This is a genomic window from Streptomyces sp. YIM 98790, from assembly GCF_011421595.1.
Taxonomy (GTDB): domain Bacteria; phylum Actinomycetota; class Actinomycetes; order Streptomycetales; family Streptomycetaceae; genus Streptomyces.
Window position 1 is genome coordinate 1 of the sequence record NZ_WTLH01000129.1, and the last position, 17,886, is coordinate 17,886.

Genomic DNA, 17,886 nt, shown 5'->3' on the forward strand with positions numbered 1-17,886 from the left:
GGCGGCGCGCCGCACCCGCCCGCCGGGCCGCCGCCCGGGCGGCGCCGCGGGCTGTCCCGGCGTGCGCTGTTCTCGCTGCTGGGGCTGGTGCTGGTGGGTCTCGGCGTCGGCGCCGGCGTGTGGTACATCAACTCCGGCCAGTTCCTCCGCACCCCTGGCGTGCTGGCGATGCCCGAGGCGGAGGCCCGGCAGACCCTGCAGGAGGCCGGGCTGCGGGTGAAGGTGGAGTACGCCTTCTCCCAGACGGTCGAGGAGGGCCGGGTCATCGCGACGGACCCGGAGCGCGGGGAGCGCGTCCGGCGGAATGCCGTGGTCACCCTCGTGGTCTCGCAGGGGCCGGAGGTGATCGCGGTGCCCGATCTGGCGGGCGTGCCGCTGGGCGAGGCCAAGCGGCTGCTGACCGAGGAAGGGCTCACCCCGGGCAAGGAGACCGGCCGGTTCCACCCGACCGTCGACCGGGGTGCGGTGATCGCCACGGACCCGCCCACCGGCACCGAGCTGCGGCCGGACACCGCCGTCGGCCTGGTGGTCAGCCGGGGCGCCGAGGTGCGGGTGCCGGGTGTGGTGGGCCTGCCCGAGGGCACCGCGCAGCAGCAGCTGCGGGAGGCCGGCTTCGAGGTCGAGGTGGCCGCCGAGCGGGTCTTCTCGGAGCAGCCGGAGGGCACGGTGGCGGACCAGGACCCGGCCGGCGGCAGCACGGCCGGCGAGGGCGAGACGGTCACCCTGACGATCTCCAAGGGCCCGGAGATGGTGGTCGTGCCGGATGTGCGGGGGCTGCCCGAGGACGAGGCCACCCGGGTCCTGGAGGACGCGGGCTTCGAGGTGAACGTCCAGCGCTTCTTCTTCACCGGCACGGTCTTCAACCAGTCGGTGCGGGAGCCGGACTCCGCCCCCAAGGGCTCGACCATCACCATCTTTGTCCGTTGATGCACCTCATGTCCGGTTCGAGGGCTTTTCCCGGCATCTGCCCCTGAGGGCGGCGAGCGCCGCTCCGGCGGTTTTCTGTGAGGCCGCTCATAGGACTTTGGTCCACTACGACCGGGCCTAGTTGCCCGCGAATTATGAGCCTTTCCGCAGATTACGCCTGCACACCATTACCGAGCGGTGACGGGCACCTTTTCGCCCGCCCCGGCGAGCACTACCGGTTTTAGTAGAGGCGCCCTTTGCCAGCCTTTTCTCCGGGCTGTTACCAAAGCCTTCGCTCATTGCCGCGAAAAGCGCGGCGGCGGACAGCGAGAGGTATGCATGCCCAGTTATCGCCTTCCCAGCCTGCGTCGGATACCCGTGGCGCAGAAGGTCACCGCCGGGTCCCTGCTCACCGCAGGCGTGGCGGCCCTGGCGTTCACCGCGGTGCCCGCACCGGCCTCCGGGGACGGCCGCGAGGTGCGCTCCCTCGCTCCGGAAGCCGCGGCGTGGGAGATCGGCGCCGACGAGACCGGCGGGCAGCAGCAGAGCCTGGGCCGCCAGTGGGAGTCCCAGCTCCGCACCCACGCCGAGGAGGAGGCCCGGACCCTGGCCGCCCGGAAGGCCGCCGAGTTCGAGGCCGAGGCGGAGAAGGCCCGCCAGGCCGAGGAAGAGAAGCAGCGCCAGGAGGAGGCCGCGCGCAAGGCCGAGGAGGAGGCCGCTGCCGCCGAGGAGGCCCGCAGGCAGCGCGAGGCTGAGCAGCAGCAGGCCACCCGCTCCGCCGAGCGGCCGCAGGTGATCCAGGCCTCCGTCAGCACCGCACAGTACGCCGACAACCTGGACGGCTGGATCCGCGAGGCGCTGGACATCATGGCCGGCAAGGGCATCCCGGGCAGCTACGACGGCCTGTACCGCAACATCATCCGGGAATCCAGCGGCAATCCGAACGCGATCAACAACTGGGACATCAACGCCATCAACGGCACCCCGTCGATCGGGCTGCTCCAGGTGATCCAGCCCACCTTCGACGCCTACCACGTCGAGGGCACCCCGTACGACATCTACGACCCGGTCGCCAACATCGTCGCCGCGGCCAACTACGCCTGGGACCGCTACGGTTCCATCGACAACGTCTTCGGCGCCTACTGACCGGCGGACGGCCCGGGCCGACCGGGGCCGGCCCGGCCTGGAATACTGGGCCGGTGCACGGCCCCGGTCCCCGTCCCCGCGAGCGCAGCCCCGTCGGCGCCCATGTCCCCGTGGCCGGCGGTCTGGCCCGCACCGGCCTCGCCCATGCCCGGCGCATCGGCGCCGAGGCGGTGCAGGTCTTCGTGGCCAATCCGCGCGGCTGGGCCACCCCGGCCGGGACCCCGGCCCAGGACGCGGAGTTCCGGGAGCGCTGCGCCGCCGAATCGCTGCCCGTCTATGTGCACGCCCCCTATCTGATCAACTTCGGCTCCCACACCCCGGCGACCGTGGAGCTGTCGGTGGAGTCGCTGCGCCACTCGCTGCGGCGCGGCCGGGCCATCGGCGCGCGCGGCGTGGTGGTGCACACCGGCTCGGCCACCGGCGGCCGGGAGCGGTCCGTCGCCCTGGCCCAGCTGCGCGAGCGCCTGCTGCCGCTGCTGGACGAGCTGACCGGGGACGACGACCCCTGGCTGCTGCTGGAGCCCACCGCCGGGCAGGGGTTCTCGCTCTGCTCGGCCATGGCCGAGCTGGGCCCGTATCTGGCGGCCCTGGACCACCACCCCCGGGCCGGGATCTGCCTGGACACCTGCCACGCCTTTGCCGCCGGGCACGACCTGGCCGCCCCGGAGGGGGTGACGGCCCTGCTGGACGAGCTGACGGCCGCCGCCGGTCCCGGACGGCTGCGGCTGATCCACGCCAACGACTCCAAGGACGTCTGCGGTGCGCGCAAGGACCGGCACGCCAACATCGGCGCCGGGCACATCGGGGCCGGGGCGTTCGGTGCGCTGCTGCGTCACCCGGCCACGGCCGGGGTACCGCTGGTGACCGAGACCCCCGGCGGCCCGGAGGGGCACGCGGCCGATGTCGCCCGGCTGAAGGAGCTGCGGGACGCCGCCGCCCCCGCCCCCGGACCGGGCCCCGCGGACCCGGCCGCCCGCCGCCCGGCCGCTCAGAGCTCCGGTCCCTCTCCCGGTTCCTCCTGATACGAGTAGCGCTGCTCGCCGCTCACCTCGCCGATGTTGTGATACCCGCGCTCCTCCCAGAATCCCCGGCGGTCGGCGGTCATGTACTCCACGCCGCGCACCCATTTGGGGCCTTTCCAGGCGTAGAGATGCGGCACGACCAGCCGGACCGGAAAACCGTGCTCGGCGGTGAGCAGTTCACCCGAACGGTGGGTGGCAAAAATGGTTTTCCCGTCGGCGAAGTCGGCGAGCCGGAGATTGGCGCTGTAGCCGTACTCGGCCCACACCATCACATGGGTGACATTCTCCGCCGGCGGCACCATCCGCAGCAGGGTGCGCGCCGGCACCCCGCCCCACTCCACGTCCAGCATGGAGAACTTGGTGACGCAGTGCAGGTCGGCGACCACCGTTTCATAGGGCAGCCGGGAGAACTCCTCATGGGTCCAGCAGTGTTTCTCGCCGTCCGCGGTGGCACCGAAAATCCGGAACTCCCAGCGCTCGGCACGGTAGCGCGGCACCGGCCCGTAGTGGGTCACCGGCCAGCCGCGCTGAAGGCGCTGGCCGGGCGGGAGCCGGTCCCGGGAAGACCCTGTGCGCTCCCCCGCGTGCTGCTCCGGCTGACCCATGCCGTCCATGGTGACAGACCCGGTGGAGCGGCCCGCACCGCCACCCCCGGGACGGGCCGCGCACCGCCGCTACCAGGGCATTTCGGTAAGGCTTCGCTTACTGGACGCAACCGCCCCGAGGTGTCACGATGCGCGGGAACGTCCACCTCTCCCCACCCGGAAGGGGGCTCACCGCCATGCAGGGCGATCCCGAGGTCGTCGAGTTCCTCAACGAGCAGCTCACGGCCGAGCTCACCGCCATCAATCAGTACTTTCTGCACGCCAAGATGCAGGAGAACTTCGGCTGGACCAAGCTTGCCAAATACACCCGGGCCGAATCCTTCGACGAGATGAAGCACGCCGAGGTGCTCACCGACCGGATTCTCTTCCTGGAAGGGCTGCCCAACTACCAGCGGCTGTTCCATGTCCGGGTGGGCCAGACGGTGACGGAGATGTTCCAGGCCGACCGCCAGATCGAGGTGGAGGCCATCGACCGGCTGCGGCGCGGCATCGAGCTGATGCGCAGCAAGGGCGACATCACCTCGGCGAACATCTTCGAATCGATCCTGGCGGACGAGGAACACCACATCGACTACCTGGACACCCAGCTCGAGCTGATCGAGAAACTGGGCGAGCCGCTCTACATCGCGCAGCTCATCGAGCAGCCCGGGAGCGACTGAGGCACCGGCGGCGCGGGCCGGCCGGCAGCCGGATCAGACGGCGGCCGGGACCGCGGGCACGGCGGCGGCCGGGGCGGGGGCCTCGGCGGCGAGCTGCCGCGCCAGGCCCTCCCGGCGCGGGCAGGCGTCCCGGCCCAGCAGGCCCTGGATGCGCCGCACGCAGGAACCGCAGTCGGTGCCCGCCTTGCAGGCGGAGGCGATCTGCCGCGGGGTGCAGGCGCCGGCCTCCGCGTGTTCGCGGACCTGCTGCTCGGTGATGCCGAAGCACGAGCAGACGTACACCTTCACCTCCGGCTGAGGGATCACCGCAGCGGTCACCACCCTCACGCGCAGTTGGTGAGGTAAGACTTACCTTACCTGCCGCCCCGGCGGGCGCAAAAGTGGCGTGGGGTGCGGATCCGCTGTGATCCGCACCCCACGGCACGGCAGTCCGGCGCGGCGCGACAGTCCGGCACGGCCCGGCGGCCCGGTGCCGGCTACTGCGCCCGGTACATCTCCGCCACCAGGAAGGCCAGGTCGAGCGACTGGCTGCGGTTGAGCCGCGGGTCGCAGGCGGTCTCGTAGCGCTGGTGCAGATCGTCCACGAAGATCTCGTCCCCGCCGCCGACGCACTCGGTGACGTCGTCGCCGGTCAGCTCCACATGGATGCCGCCCGGATGGGTGCCGAGACCGCGGTGCACCTCGAAGAAGCCCTTGACCTCGTCCAGCACGTCGTCGAAGCGGCGGGTCTTGTGCCCGGAGGCGGCCTCGAAGGTGTTGCCGTGCATCGGATCGCAGACCCAGGCCACCTGCGCGCCGGAGGCGGTGACCTTCTCCACCAGGCCGGGCAGCAGATCGCGGATCTTGTCCGCGCCGTAGCGGGTGATGAAGGTGAGCCGGCCCGGCTCGCGCTCCGGGTCCAGGCGTTCGATGTAGCCGAGCGCCTCCTCCGGAGTGGTGCCCGGCCCCAGCTTGACCCCGATCGGGTTGCGGATCCTGGAGGCGAACTCGATGTGCGCGCCGTCCGGCTGGCGGGTGCGCTCACCGATCCAGACCATGTGCGCCGAGACGTCGTAGAGCGTGCCGGTGCGGGAGTCCACCCTGGTCAGGGCGGTCTCGTAGTCCAGCAGCAGCGCCTCGTGAGAGGCGTAGAACTCCACCGAGTGGAACTCGGCCGGGTCGGCGCCGCAGGCCTTCATGAAGTTGAGCGCGCTGTCGATCTCCCGGGCGAGCGCCTCGTAGCGCTGGCCGGAGGCGGAATTGCGCACGAAGTCCTGGTTCCAGGCGTGCACCTGGCGCAGGTCGGCGTAGCCGCCGGTGGTGAAGCCGCGCACCAGGTTCAGGGTGGCCGCCGAGGAGTGGTACATCCGGCGCAGCCGCTCCGGGTCGGGCGTGCGGGCGGCGGCGGTGAAGTCCGCGCTGTTGACCGAGTCGCCGCGGTAGGAGGGCAGGGTGACGCCGTCGCGGGTCTCGGTCGGCCTGGAGCGGGGCTTGGAGTACTGGCCCGCGATCCGGCCCACCTTGACCACCGGCACCGCCGCCGCGTAGGTGAGCACCGCGCTCATCTGGAGCAGCGTCTTGAGCTTGGCCCGGATCTGCTCGGCACTGATCTGGTCGAACGCCTCGGCGCAGTCCCCGCCCTGGAGCAGGAACGCCTCGCCGCGCGCCACCGCGCCCAGCCGCTGCCGCAACTGGTCCGCCTCGCCCGCGAACACCAGCGGCGGATAGCCCTCCAGGTCCCGCAGGACGGCACGCAGCGCAGCACGGTCCGGATAGTCCGGCTGCTGGGCCGCGGGGAGGTCACGCCAGGTGTTCCAGGTGGGGGCGGAGATGCTGCTGTCAGCGTTGACGGTCACAGGGCCAGCGTACGGCGTGGCGGCCGGCGTCCCGTTCGCGTACCGGAAAATGAGACGGCACCGTCCCGGAAACGGGCGGAAAAGCCCGGGAACGTACCGGAACATTCCGGGACGCTGCGCGGCGGCGTGTGCGCACCGCGCATCCGCCGTCCGGGCGGGGGCTTGCGCCGCGGCGGCCCGGCTCCGCTAAGGTGTGCGCCATGCTTGCGCAGTTCACCTACTCCTGGTGGTGGCCCGTCGACCCGGCGGCCCACTGACTGCGCGTACCCAGAATCCACGCGAAGGCCGCCCGAGGGGGCGGCCTTCGGCGTTTCCGCGGCCGGTTCCCCGCAGGCGTCCATGACCGGAAGGAACCACCGCGATGCTCGAACGACTGCTCCGCCTGGCGGGGAGCAGCGGCGCCTCCGGTGCCGCCGCCTGCCCGCCCTTCGCCCTGCTGCGGCGGCGCACACCGGGCCACGACCAGGACCTGGTGGAGATCATGACCGGCGAGGTGCGGGAGCTGTCCCGGCTCGCCGAGCTGCCGGTGCCGGAGGGCGGCGCGCTGGCGCTGGTGCCGTTCCGGCAGATCCGGGAGCGCGGCTTCGAGGCCACCGACGACGGCACCCCGCTGACCGTGCTGGTACCGCGGGAGTCCGCCGCGATCCCGGTGGCCGAGGCGCTGCGGCTGCTGCCCGCGCACCCGGTGCAGGTGGCGGACGGCGCCTTCGACATCGACGACGGCACGTACGCGGACATCGTGCGCCGCGTCGTGACGGACGAGATCGGCGCCGGGCAGGGCGCCAACTTCGTGATCCGCCGGACCTTCCGGGGCACGCTGACCGGTGACCGGGGCGCGGCCTGCACCCCGCTGGACGCGCTGGCGCTGTTCCGCCGGCTGCTGGCCGGCGAGCAGGGCGCCTACTGGACCTTCGTGGTGCACACCGGGGCCCGCACGCTGGTCGGTGCCAGCCCCGAGGTGCACGTGAGGATGACCGGCGGGACGGTCGTCATGAATCCGATCAGCGGCACCTACCGCTACCCGGCCGCCGGACCGACCGTGGACGGTCTGCTGGCCTTCCTCGCCGACCGCAAGGAGACCGAGGAACTGTCCATGGTGGTGGACGAGGAACTGAAGATGATGTGCACGGTCGGGGACCGGGGCGGCACGGTCGTCGGCCCCCGGCTCCGGGAGATGGCGCATCTGGCGCACACCGAGTACGAGCTGCGCGGGCGCAGCTCCTTCGACGTCCGGGACGTGCTGCGGGAGACCATGTTCGCGGCCACCGTGACCGGCTCGCCGGTGGAGAACGCCTGCCGGGTGATCCGCCGCCACGAGCACGGCGGGCGCCGCTACTACGCGGGAGCACTGGCCCTGCTGGGCCGGGACGGTGGCGGCGCGCAGACCCTGGACTCCCCCATCCTCATCCGCACCGTGGACATCGATGCGGCCACCGGGAGGCTGGAGGTGCCGGTCGGCGCCACCCTGGTGCGGGACTCCGACCCCAGCAGCGAGGTGGCCGAGACCCATGCCAAGGCGGCCGCCGTGCTCACCGCCCTGGGGGTGCGCGACGGCGGCAGCGCCCCGCACGCCCGTGGTGCGGCCCCGCCGCTTGCCGACAACCCCCGGGTGCAGGCCGCCCTGGCCGCCCGCCGCGCCGATCTGGCCCCGTTCTGGCTGCGGCTCCAGCCGGAGACCGGCGACGCCGCCGCCCCCGCCACGCCGCTGGGCCACGCCTATGTGGTGGACGGCGAGGACACCTTCACCTCGATGCTGGCCCACCTGCTGGAGGCCACCGGCTACCGGGTGACCGTGCGCCGCTACGACGCCCCCGGCATGTGCGCCGAGGCGCTGGCCCACGACGGCCCGGTGGTGCTGGGCCCCGGGCCGGGCGATCCCGGCGACACCGCCGACCCCAAGATGCGGCTGCTGCGCGCGCTCACCGCCGATCTGGTGCGCGGGCACCGCGGCGGGCTGTTCGGCGTCTGTCTCGGGCACGAACTGCTCGCCGCCGAACTGGGCCTGGAACTGGTGCGCAGGAACCAGCCGTACCAGGGCGCCCAGGAGCGCATCGATCTCTTCGGCCGGACCCGCACGGTCGGCTTCTACAACTCCTACACCGCGCGCTGCGACGAGCCGACCGTCGGTGAACTGGCTCTGCACGGGGTGCGGGTCAGCCGCGATCCGCACACCGGAGAGGTCCACGCGCTGCGCGGCCCCGGCTTCGCCGGGGTGCAGTTCCACCCCGAGTCCGTGCTGACCATGGACGGCCCCGCCATCGTCGGCGAGCTGCTGGAAGGGCTCCGCCGGCCCGCCGACGCCACCGCCCCCGACCCCGGCTGAGGGCGGGCACCCCGCTCGCGGGTCCGGCCGCCCGGTCACGGCGGGCGCCGTGACCGGGCGGCGTCCTCGGCGCCCGCACCGGAGCGGCTGCGCCGGCAGGACCCCGGAGGCGACCGGGTGTCGGGAGCCCGGCAGCGGGCCGCGGGTCAGGACGCCGGTTCGACGGTGTAGTGGATGGTCTGGGCGGTGATCCAGCCGTTCTCGATGACGAAGGAGTCGGCACCGTCCCGCACCCGCGTGCGGGCGGCCTCGGCGGTCCACTCCAGGAAGGCGATCCGGCCGGCGACCAGCCGGCTGGTGTAGACGTAGGGCGCGTCCGGGAGCTCCCCGGCCAGCAGACGCGCGAGCTCCCGCGCGCCCTCCCGCCCGTGGAAGATCCCGCGCCGCTCGAGGATCACGCAGTCGGGCGCGACATTGCGCTCGATGTCCTCGTCGAACCGGTGCGCGGCCGCCAGCCGCAGATGGTCCTCGAACACCGTCTCGGCCGAGCGTTCCCGCAGGTCGTCCGCCATGGTCACCACCTTCACCGCCGTCTCACCGCCGTCTCGCCGCCGTCGCAGGTACCCCGGATGCGGCGGGGGAACCACGGCCGGCCGGCGGTCAGGAGGCGGCGGCCGGGGCGGTGAGGGTGTTCTCGCCGGTGCGGCCGGCCCGGTAGTCCTCGACGTTCCGGCGGGTGGTCTCGATGATCTGGCCGACCGCCTCCCGGGTGAAGTACGCCTGGTGGGACGTGACGATGACATTGCCGAAGGTCACCAGGCGGGCGAGGGTGTCGTCCTCGACCGGCTCCAGCGAGCGGTCGGTGAAGAAGAGGCCGGCCTCGAGTTCGTAGACGTCCAGGCCGACGCCGCTGAAGCGGCCCTTGCGGAGTTCGACGACCAGGGCCTCGGTGTCGATCAGGCCGCCCCGGCTGGAGTTCACCAGGATGGCGTCGTCCTTCATGGCGGCCAGTTCCCCGGGGCCGAGGAGGTGGTGGGTGGCGGGGAGCAGCGGGACGTGGAGGCTGACCAGGTCGGCGGAGGCGAGGAGTTCGCCGAGTCCGACGTACTCCATGCCCAGCTCCGTGCAGGCCGGGTTCTGGCGGACGTCCCAGCCGAGCAGGCGCATGCCGAAGCCGTGGGCGATGCGGGTGAAGGCCTCGCCGATCTTGCCGGTCCCGACCACGCCCGCCGTGGCGCCGTGCATGTCGCGGCCCATCAGGCCGTCGAGCCGGAAGTCGAATTCCCGGGTACGGCGGGCCGCCCGGACCACCCGCCGGTTCACGGCCATGGCCAGGGTCCAGGCGAACTCGGCGACGGAGTGGGGCGAGTAGTAGCCCACCCGGGCGATGGTCAGGCCCAGTTCCTTCGCGGTGCCGAGGTCGATGTTGTTGAAGCCGGTGGCCCGCTGGGCGACCATCCGGGTTCCGCCCTCGGCGAGGCCGCGCAGCACGGTGCCGTCGAGCTGGTCGTTGACGCTGGAGGTGATGATCTCGTGCCCGGCGGCGATCGGGTACGTGTCCTCGTTGAGGAAGACGTCCAGGCAGCGGATACGGTCCGGCCCGAAGGCGGACTCCAGCAGCGGCTTTTCGTCGGTCTGCACGCCGAACGCGAGAACGGTCACCGGATCTCTTCTCTCCAGGACGGGCCGGGCGGGTGGGCGGGGCACCGCAAGTGCATCACACCGGGCACGCGGGGCACCGGGCGGGCCTCCGCGTGTCCGGGCGGTGACCGGCCGGCCGGTGCCGAACCGCCGGCNCACGCGGGGCACCGGGCGGGCCTCCGCGTGTCCGGGCGGTGACCGGCCGGCCGGTGCCGAACCGCCGGCGGAGGCAGCCGGGGCGGGTGACCGGCGGTCCGCGCAGGAGCGCGCGCCGGACGTCCCCGCCGGGCGCGCCCTTCGCGTTCCGGTGCGGCGGGTCCGCGGGCCCGCCGGGAGCGGCGCGTCAGCCGTCCCCGTCCAGGCCGCGCTCGATGGCGTAGCGGACCAGTTCGGCACGGTTGTGGAGCTGGAGCTTGCCCAGGGTGTTCTGCACGTGGTTCTGCACGGTGCGGTGCGAGATGAAGAGGCGTTCGGCGATCTGGCGGTAGGTCAGCCCCTTGGCCACCAGGCGCAGCACCTCCTTCTCGCGGCCGGTCAGGCGGGGGACGGACGGGTCGCCGCCGTCACCCGGCCGGGCGCCGCCGGGCTGCGCGGGTACGGTGGCCAGGCGGCGGAACTCGCCGAGCACGAGCCCGGCCAGCCCGGGTGTGAAGACGGGCTCGCCGGCCGCGGTACGGCGGACCGCCTCCAGCAGTTCCGCCACGCTCGCCGACTTGACGAGGTAGCCGGTGGCGCCCGCCTTGACCGCCTCCAGAACGTCCTCCTGCTCGCCGCTGGCGGAGAGGACGAGAACCCGCGGCGCGTTCTCCTGCTGCCCGCCGGCCGCGTGCCCGCCGAGCACCCGGCGGCACACCTCGGCGCCCGGCAGACCGGGCAGGTTGAGGTCGAGGATCAGCACCTCGGGGCGGGCCGCCCGGGCCCGCTGCACGGCCTGCACCCCGTCCCCGGCGGTGGCCACCACGGCGAACCCGGCCTCGGTGAGATCGCGGGAGACGGCGTCCCGCCACATGGGGTGGTCGTCCACCACCATGACGGTGGTGGCGGCGGCGCCCCCGGCGGTGCGGCCGGCGGCCTGTTCCGGTCCGGTGCGGGTCATGGTTTCCTTCCCCGGGATTCCCCGTCTGTCTGTGCGGCGCGGCGGGCGGCGGCGCGCAGGGCGGCGCGCGGGACGGACAGCTCCACCTCGGTGCCCTGCCCGGGAACGGAGATCCAGTCGGCGGTGCCGCCGAGTTCGCGGAGCCGCCCCCGGATGGACAGCGACACCCCCATCCGGCCCTGGGCCGCGGCCGCGGCCAGCCGCCCCTCCGGGATGCCCGGCCCGTCGTCCCGCACGGTGATCAGCACCGCCTCCGGCTCGTCCTCCAGCAGGATCCAGGCCCGGGCCGGGACCCCAGCGGCGTCCCGGGTGTGGGCCCGGACGTTGTCCAGGGCCGCGCCGACCGCCGCGTCCAGCTCGCGCGCCGCGGCGGCGGGGAGCGGCAGCGGCCCGGCCGGGCCGGAGAAGATCACCCGTTCCCCGGCGCGGGCGCCCAGCAGGGCACAAAGGTCCAGCTCCGGGGGGCCGGCGCCCGGTTCCTCCGGCTGTGCGGCGGGGCCGCGCGGGGCGGGCACGGCCGGGGCCCCGCCGGTGATCAGGCTGCGCAGGGCGCGCTCCTGCTCCCCGGCCAGCCGTCCCAGCTCGGCGTCCTCGCCGCCCGTTCCGCTCCCCCGCCGCTGCACCAGCGCCAGCACCTGGAGCACCCCGTCGTGGATGTCCCGGGCCAGCCGCTCCCGTTCCCGGGTGGCCGCCTCGATCCGCATCGCCTCGGCCAGGGCCCGCTCGCTGGCCCTGGCCACCTCCACCACATAGCCGATCGCGATGCTCGCCACGCACACCAGCGCCGCGTTGTGCAGGGTGGACCGGCCGGGGCCGCCGTACTCCGCGATGGCGGCCAGACCGACCAGCACGGCGGCCACGCCCGACCAGCGCCAGCCCGCCTTGACCGCCACCGCCAGCACGGCACCCGCGGTCCAGATCGACGGCAGGGTGGGGCCGACCTCCTGCGCCGGGTCGGCGACCCGGCTGAACAGGATGCCGCCGAGGGCCAGTGCCATGTCGGCGACCAGGAACGGCGCCGTGCACCGCCGGCCGGAGGCAACCCGGGGCAGGGTGGCCAGGGTCCACAGGGACAGCAGGGAGAGATAGCCGATGCCCGCGGCGGGGCGGCCGTGCGCCTCGTACTCGCCGTAGTTGAGGCCGAAGACGACCCAGGCGTAGCCCATGGTGAGAAGGCGGTAGCCGGTCAGCGCCTGCCACAGCGGACGCTCCAGCGAGGCGCCGACACCGCGCCCGGCGCCGCCCCGGCCGCGGGTGCCGCCGGAGCCGCCGCCGGGCGTCCGCGGCCCCTGCGGGGCAGCGGCCGGGGACGCCGGACCGGGCCCGGATGCGCCCCGCGCCGGTACCGCCATGCCGGTATGCCTCCCCCCGGGTGCTCCTCGCGCCGGCTCCGTCCCGGCCCGCCCGCCGCGACGGTCAGTCGCCGGACCGGCCGGAACGCTTCTCCTCCGCGGCCCGGCGTTTCGCCTCCTCGGCGATCTGCCGCTTGGCGGCCGTGGCGTAGATGTCCACGTACTCCTGGCCGGAGAGCTTCATGATGGCGTACATCACCTCGTCGGTCACCGAGCGCAGCACGAAGCGGTCCTTCTCCATGCCCTGGTAGCGGCTGAAGTCCATCGCTGCGCCGAACCGTATGCCCGGCCGCATCAGCTTGGGGATCACCTTGCCCGGGGGCTGGATCTTCTCGGTGTTGATCATCGCCACCGGAATGACCGGCGCGCCGGTGGCCAGCGCGACCCGGGCCAGCCCGCCCGGCTTGCCGCGGTAGAGCCGCCCGTCCGGGGAGCGGGTGCCCTCCGGGTAGATGCCGAACAGCTCGCCCCGCCGCAGCACCTCGATCCCGGCCTGGATGGCCGCCTCCCCCGCGCCCCGGATGCCGGAACGGTCCACCGGGAGCTGGCCGACCCCCTTGAAGAACGCGGCGGTCAGCCGCCCCTTCACGCCCGGCGTGGTGAAGTACTCCTGCTTGGCGATGAAGGTGATCCGGCGGTCCAGCACGGCGGGCAGGAAGAAGGAGTCGGAGAAGGAGAGATGGTTGCTGGCCAGGATGGCCGGGCCGGTGGCCGGCACGTGTTCCCGGCCCTCCACCCAGGGGCGGAAGGTGACCTTGAGCCCGGCGCCGACGGACACCTTCAATGCCTCGTACAACACCCCGGGACCTCCTTCGCCGATGTGATCCCGACCTTACTGGGCTTCCGCCCGGCACGGCGCGGTGCGGAGGTCCGGAAGAGCGGAGAAGCGCGGGACGCGCAGGAGGACGGGACGCGCAGGAGGACGGGATCCGGGCTACCGACCGGTCAGCACCGCGCGTAGGGTGGCAGCGATTCCGTCCGCCGGCCGTACGGAGGTTCTCCGATGAAGCTGCTTCCCGGCGCCGAGCCCTACGTCCACGAGGGCTCCTCCGGCACGGGCGTCCTGCTCTGCCACGGCTTCACCGGGACCCCGCAGTCACTGCGCCCGTGGGCCGGGCATCTGGCCGCCCGGGGCCACACGGTCTCGCTGCCGCTGCTGCCCGGTCACGGCACCCGCTGGCAGGATCTGCAGTACACCCGGTGGCAGGACTGGTACGCGGCCGTGGACCGGGAGCTGCACTCGCTGGCCGCGCGCTGCACGGAGGTCTACGTCTGCGGGCTGTCCATGGGCGGCGCACTGGCGCTGCGGCTGGCCGCCCGCCATCCGGAGCTGGTCAGGGGCGCGGCGGTGGTGAACCCGGTGGTGAGCATGGCCGCGGCGCAGCGTGCCGCGCTGCCGGTGCTGCGCCATGTCCTGCCCAGTACCAGGGGAATCGTCAGCGACATCGCCAGACCGGGCGTGGCCGAGACGGGCTACACCCGGGTTCCGCTGCACGCCGCCCACTCGATGAGCGCCATGGTGCGGGTGGTGTACGGCGAGCTTCCCGGGGTGACCCAGCCGCTGCTGCTGATGACCAGCAAGAACGACCATGTGGTGCCGCCGGCCAACTCGGAGCTGGTGCGCCGCCTGGTTTCCTCGGACGATCTGACGGCGATAGAGCTGGAACAGAGCTACCACGTGGCGACGTTGGATCACGACGCGGAGCGTATCTTTCAGGAGACCGACGCGTTCATCTCCCGGATCACCCGGATGGCGACGAGGAAGACCCTACGTGACGGAGCGTGACCAGGATCGCGGCGAGGGCCGTGAGCCGATTGACGAGGAAGCGGCATGGGCGCAGATCGTCGCCGCCTACGGCGATGAGCCCCCGGACCCGCCGGGCGTGTGGCCCGAGGCCGCCGACAAGGACCGCATCGACATCGTGGACCGTACGGCGCTGAACGGGCTGAACGGCAGCGGTGCCGGAGCGGGCCCGGGGGGCGCCGCCGGGCAGGCCGCCGAGGAGGAGCGCCGGCGGGCCCGCGAGCGTCCCGACGCCGGGCCGGAGGGGCTCGGCCGGGAGCCGGAGGACCGGCAGTGGGACCGCACGGACGCCGAGGGCCCGGGCGGCCGCGAGACGGCGGACGGCCGGGACCACGGGGACGCGGAGGACGACGGGGACGACCGGGACGACGGCGGCCACGACGGCCCGTGGGAGGGGCCAGGGCCGCGCGACTGGGCGCCGGAGGACGAGGACGAGGGGCACTTCGAGCCGCCCGAGCCGCCACCGCTGCCCGCGACCGATATGACCACCCGGTTCGCCTGGACGGCGGTGCTGGGCGGCCCCCTGCTGCTGGTGCTGACGGCGATGCTGGGGCAGCCCATGACCTGGTGGATCACCACCCTGGGCGTCGGCGGGTTCCTGGGCGGCTTCGCCACGCTCGTCGCCCGGATGCGGGACGGCCGCGACGACTGGCCCGACCCGGGCGGCGGCGCGGTCGTCTGAGCCGGCTCCCGGAACGCCGTCCCGGCCGCGGCCGCGGCCGCCGCCTCAGGCGGACGGCGACGGGCCGCCGGGGCCCGCGGCGCGCGGCGGAAGGCGCAGCACGGCCAGCAGCGGCAGATGGTCGGTGGCGGCCCGCAGATCGTCCCGGTCGATCCCCGGCGCGCCCCAGGGCACGCCGCAGCCGACGATCTCGATGTCCGGGGTGCACAGCACGGCGTCGATCCGGCGCTGCGGGCGGGTGGCCGACCAGGTGTACTCGCCGCCCTCCGGGGCGGCGGCCCAGGCGTCCCGGAGCGCGCCGCCGAGCCGCCGGAAGGCACGGCCGGAGGGCTGGTCGTTGATGTCCCCGGCGACCACGGCCGGCCCGCCCGCGGCCAGCCCGCCCGGGCCGGTGATCCGGTCCAGCAGCACCCCGGCCTGGGCGTGCCGCTCGTTGGGGTAGTTGTTGGCCAGATGGCAGCTCGCCACGGTCAGCACCGGTCCGGTGGCCGAGTCGCCGAACCGCAGCCGGGCGGTGGCCAGCACCCGCCGGTGATGCCCGGGGCCGTACGGCAGTGGTACATCCTCGGTGTGTTCGACCTTTGGCCACAGTGCGGACATGATCATCGTGCCGCAGGTGGGGGCGCCGCCGGTGACGTGGACGAGCCCGGTGGCCCTGCCGAGCCGGCCGGCGAGCCGGCGCCAGCCCATGAAGCGCGGCGCCTCCTGGAGGCAGACGACATCGGGGGCGCAGGCCCGGATGACCCGGGCCAGCGCCCCGCGGTCGTCGCGCATGGAGCGGATGTTGTAGCTGAGCAGCCGGATCTCGGTACGCGCCGCCGCGGACGGTGCGCCGGACGCTGCCGGGCCGGCGACGGCGGCCGGGGACGAAGAGGTCGGGGTCGGGGCCGGGGTCGGGGTGGGGGACGGGTGCGGGGGCGACGGGGGCGACGACGGTGGTTCGGACGGACCGGCCGCTCCGGCGGGCAGGCGCGCGCTCATGCCGCCGACCCTAGCCGACCGCGCCGCCCCGGCCACCCGGTCCGGTCTATCCCTGCCGGGCGAGGTCCGCGGCGCCCACCAGCCCTGCCCGGCCGCCGAGTTGAGCGGCGAGCACCTGGGCGTGCGGCCGGTAGCGGCTGCCCACCAGCCAGCGGCGGAAGGACTTGCGGATCGGCTCCAGCACCAGATCGCCCTCGTCGGACACGCCGCCGCCGACGATGAACGCCGACGGGTCGAACAGCGAGGCCAGATCGGCCAGTCCGGCGCCGGCCCAGCGGGCCAGCTCGCGGAAGGAGTCGACGGCCACCGCGTCGCCCTGGCGGGCGGCCTGGCTGATGTGCCGGCCCTCGATGCCCTCGGGGGTTCCGTCGCCCAGGCCGAGGAGCACCCCGGCCTGATCGGGGCTGGCCGTGGCGCGCTGCTGGGCGTAGCGCACCAGTGCGCGGCCGGAGGCGTACTGCTCCCAGCAGCCCTGGCTGCCGCAGCCGCACAGCAGGCCGTCCGGCACCATGCGGATGTGGCCGAACTCGCCGGCCACGCCGAAGCGTCCGCGGTAGAGCCGGCCTGCGATGATGATGCCGCCGCCCAGGCCGGTGCCCAGGGTGATGCAGACGACGTCGTCGTGGCCCTGGCCGGCGCCGAAACGGTACTCGCCCCAGGCGGCCGCGTTGGCGTCGTTCTCCACCACCACGGGCATGCCGACCCGCTGCTCGACCTTGTCCTTGAGCGCCTCGCGCCGCCACTTGATGTTGGGCGCGAACAGGACGGTGGCGCGCTTGTCGTCCACATAACCCGCGGCGCCGATGCCCACCGCCTCGGCTCCCGAGCCCGCGCCGACCGTGCGGACGGCGTCGGCGATGGCGTCCACCACGCCCTCGGGGGTGGGCGGGGTGGCCACCGTGCTGGTTTCGAGGATCTTTCCGGCTTCGTCGACCACACCGGCGGCGATCTTGGTGCCGCCGATGTCGACCCCGATGGTCAGTCCCATGTGTCCCTCTGTGGATTGGTGGTTCCCCGCTGCGGACCACCGTACCGGAGGCAGGCAGGGTGTCAGGTGCCGTATCAGTCCAGGTCTATGCGGGATGGGCCGTCGCCCAAGCCGTTATCGCCCTGTTTGGGGGGAGTATCCCGTTCATTCTTTGAAGACGGGCCGCCCCTGCGGTCTGTTTCCGGATGCGGACGGCCGCTGTCGGATGCATACCCGGCGACTGCGGTCCGGAACGCCTCGGCCACTTCCTCCCCGGCACGCAGCAGATGCCCGAGCACCTTGGCGTTGCGCCCGGAGAAGGGGGTGAGCACGATCTGCGCCTGCCCGGCCAGACGGCTCAGGCCGGCGCTCACCTCGTCCAGGCCGCCGGCCACCGCACGGGCCAGCCGGCGGAGCTCCTCGGTGGCGTCGCCGCTGCCGCCCGGCGCGGCCCGGCGGCGTTCGCGGAAGCGGGCCTGCTCGGCCTCCAGGTCCTCGCCGCAGGCGGTGGCCCAGGCGTCGGCGTCGGTCTGGGGATCGGGAACGGCGTCGGGTGGGTTGGCTTCGCTCATCGCGGCCTCCTCGGCCCCTGCGGACAGTTCGGCAAGCTCCTTCTGCCCCGAAGGTACCGGAGCGTTCACCCGGACGGCGGGGGACGGTGCACGGTCAGGTGGCGAACCGCACGGTGAGCGCTCCGCCGTCGAGCGCCGCACCGCTGATGGGACGGGAGTGGCAGCCGGGCGGCACCCGCAGCCGGCGGCGGAACGGGCCCACCGAGACGATGAGCCGGTCCCCCCGCCGCAGCAGACCCAGTTCGTCCCTGCGGACCCCGGGCAGCGGCAGCCGCAGGGCGGAGCCGGCCGTCTCCGGTGCGGGCGCGGGCAGCGGCGGCCCGGCCGCGGGCACCCCGAGCGCGGCCAGCCCCGG

General features: G+C 73.9%; 18 protein-coding genes and 1 pseudogene. 7 read left to right on the plus strand and 12 right to left on the minus strand.

Going from position 1 to position 17,886, the window contains the following annotated elements:
* From GQS09_RS19675 to GQS09_RS19685, 3 genes are all read left to right on the plus strand, one after another.
* Positions 1 to 927, plus strand: a 927-nt coding sequence (locus GQS09_RS19675) for a Stk1 family PASTA domain-containing Ser/Thr kinase (RefSeq protein WP_165988097.1), incomplete at its 5' end; no start/stop codon positions are given.
* 318 nt (positions 928 to 1,245) lie between these two features.
* Positions 1,246 to 2,052, plus strand: a complete 807-nt coding sequence (locus GQS09_RS19680) for a transglycosylase SLT domain-containing protein (protein ID WP_165988099.1) — start codon at positions 1,246 to 1,248, stop codon at positions 2,050 to 2,052.
* A 53-nt stretch (positions 2,053 to 2,105) separates the two neighbouring features.
* Positions 2,106 to 3,074 carry a deoxyribonuclease IV gene (locus GQS09_RS19685; RefSeq protein ID WP_313896225.1) on the plus strand — a complete coding sequence of 323 codons (969 nt, stop codon included), beginning with the start codon at positions 2,106 to 2,108 and terminating at the stop codon, positions 3,072 to 3,074.
* Here GQS09_RS19685 and GQS09_RS19690 read toward each other — a convergent pair.
* Positions 3,041 to 3,679: a sulfite oxidase-like oxidoreductase gene (locus GQS09_RS19690; protein WP_165988102.1), complete on the minus strand. Its 639-nt coding sequence runs from the start codon at positions 3,677 to 3,679 to the stop codon at positions 3,041 to 3,043. The genes GQS09_RS19685 and GQS09_RS19690 overlap by 34 nt on opposite strands.
* Before the next feature lie 176 nt (positions 3,680 to 3,855).
* On the opposite strand from GQS09_RS19690, the gene bfr reads away from it, so the two are divergent.
* The gene (bfr, locus tag GQS09_RS19695) at positions 3,856 to 4,338 is read left to right on the plus strand and encodes a bacterioferritin (RefSeq protein ID WP_165988132.1); all 483 of its coding nucleotides are present in this window, start codon (positions 3,856 to 3,858) and stop codon (positions 4,336 to 4,338) included.
* Positions 4,339 to 4,371: 33 nt separating this feature from the next.
* Here the strand turns inward: bfr and GQS09_RS19700 are convergent, their stop codons facing one another.
* Together GQS09_RS19700 and GQS09_RS19705 are read right to left on the minus strand one after the other, a co-directional pair.
* Positions 4,372 to 4,665 carry a bacterioferritin-associated ferredoxin gene (locus GQS09_RS19700; protein WP_399552565.1) on the minus strand — a complete coding sequence of 98 codons (294 nt, stop codon included), beginning with the start codon at positions 4,663 to 4,665 and terminating at the stop codon, positions 4,372 to 4,374.
* 149 nt (positions 4,666 to 4,814) lie between these two features.
* On the minus strand, positions 4,815 to 6,173 hold the full coding sequence (locus GQS09_RS19705; protein ID WP_165988104.1) for a class II 3-deoxy-7-phosphoheptulonate synthase: 1,359 nt from the start codon (positions 6,171 to 6,173) through the stop codon (positions 4,815 to 4,817).
* Between the two features lie 361 nt (positions 6,174 to 6,534).
* Here GQS09_RS19705 and GQS09_RS19710 point away from each other — a divergent pair, with 361 nt between their 5' ends.
* Positions 6,535 to 8,496, plus strand: a complete 1,962-nt coding sequence (locus tag GQS09_RS19710) for a chorismate-binding protein (RefSeq protein WP_165988106.1) — start codon at positions 6,535 to 6,537, stop codon at positions 8,494 to 8,496.
* 146 nt (positions 8,497 to 8,642) lie between these two features.
* Here GQS09_RS19710 and GQS09_RS19715 read toward each other — a convergent pair whose 3' ends face one another.
* The 5 genes from GQS09_RS19715 to GQS09_RS19735 form a co-directional block, all read right to left on the minus strand.
* Complete coding sequence (locus tag GQS09_RS19715) at positions 8,643 to 9,008, minus strand: nuclear transport factor 2 family protein (RefSeq protein WP_165988108.1); 366 nt, start codon at positions 9,006 to 9,008, stop codon at positions 8,643 to 8,645.
* An 88-nt stretch (positions 9,009 to 9,096) separates the two neighbouring features.
* Entirely contained in the window at positions 9,097 to 10,098 is a 1,002-nt protein-coding gene (locus GQS09_RS19720) for an NAD(P)-dependent oxidoreductase (RefSeq protein WP_165988110.1), read from the minus strand.
* A 322-nt stretch (positions 10,099 to 10,420) separates the two neighbouring features.
* The gene (locus GQS09_RS19725) at positions 10,421 to 11,173 is read right to left on the minus strand and encodes a response regulator transcription factor (protein WP_165988112.1); all 753 of its coding nucleotides are present in this window, start codon (positions 11,171 to 11,173) and stop codon (positions 10,421 to 10,423) included.
* Positions 11,170 to 12,525, minus strand: coding sequence for a MacS family sensor histidine kinase (gene macS / locus GQS09_RS19730; RefSeq protein WP_165988114.1), 1,356 nt, complete (start codon positions 12,523 to 12,525; stop codon positions 11,170 to 11,172). The genes GQS09_RS19725 and macS overlap by 4 nt, the downstream gene beginning before the upstream one ends.
* A 64-nt stretch (positions 12,526 to 12,589) precedes the next feature.
* Entirely contained in the window at positions 12,590 to 13,324 is a 735-nt protein-coding gene (locus GQS09_RS19735; RefSeq protein ID WP_165988116.1) for a 1-acyl-sn-glycerol-3-phosphate acyltransferase, read from the minus strand.
* Positions 13,325 to 13,528: 204 nt separating this feature from the next.
* Here GQS09_RS19735 and GQS09_RS19740 point away from each other — a divergent pair, with 204 nt between their 5' ends.
* Complete coding sequence (locus tag GQS09_RS19740) at positions 13,529 to 14,311, plus strand: carboxylesterase (RefSeq protein ID WP_165988120.1); 783 nt, start codon at positions 13,529 to 13,531, stop codon at positions 14,309 to 14,311.
* A complete protein-coding gene (locus GQS09_RS19745; protein WP_165988122.1) occupies positions 14,298 to 15,011 on the plus strand; it encodes a hypothetical protein in 714 nt (237 codons plus the stop codon). Before GQS09_RS19740 ends, GQS09_RS19745 begins: the two co-directional genes overlap by 14 nt.
* Positions 15,012 to 15,056: 45 nt before the next feature.
* On the opposite strand, the gene GQS09_RS19750 is transcribed toward GQS09_RS19745, so the two are convergent.
* The 4 genes and pseudogenes from GQS09_RS19750 to GQS09_RS19765 form a co-directional block, all read right to left on the minus strand.
* Positions 15,057 to 15,992 carry an endonuclease/exonuclease/phosphatase family protein gene (locus tag GQS09_RS19750; protein ID WP_165988124.1) on the minus strand — a complete coding sequence of 312 codons (936 nt, stop codon included), beginning with the start codon at positions 15,990 to 15,992 and terminating at the stop codon, positions 15,057 to 15,059.
* 46 nt (positions 15,993 to 16,038) lie between these two features.
* Positions 16,039 to 16,980, minus strand: coding sequence for an ROK family glucokinase (locus tag GQS09_RS19755; RefSeq protein WP_165988126.1), 942 nt, complete (start codon positions 16,978 to 16,980; stop codon positions 16,039 to 16,041).
* 74 nt (positions 16,981 to 17,054) lie between these two features.
* Positions 17,055 to 17,531 carry a DUF5304 family protein gene (locus tag GQS09_RS19760; protein ID WP_165988128.1) on the minus strand — a complete coding sequence of 159 codons (477 nt, stop codon included), beginning with the start codon at positions 17,529 to 17,531 and terminating at the stop codon, positions 17,055 to 17,057.
* A gap of 94 nt (positions 17,532 to 17,625) precedes the next feature.
* Positions 17,626 to 17,886: pseudogene (locus GQS09_RS19765) on the minus strand (ArsA family ATPase); the annotation flags it as partial.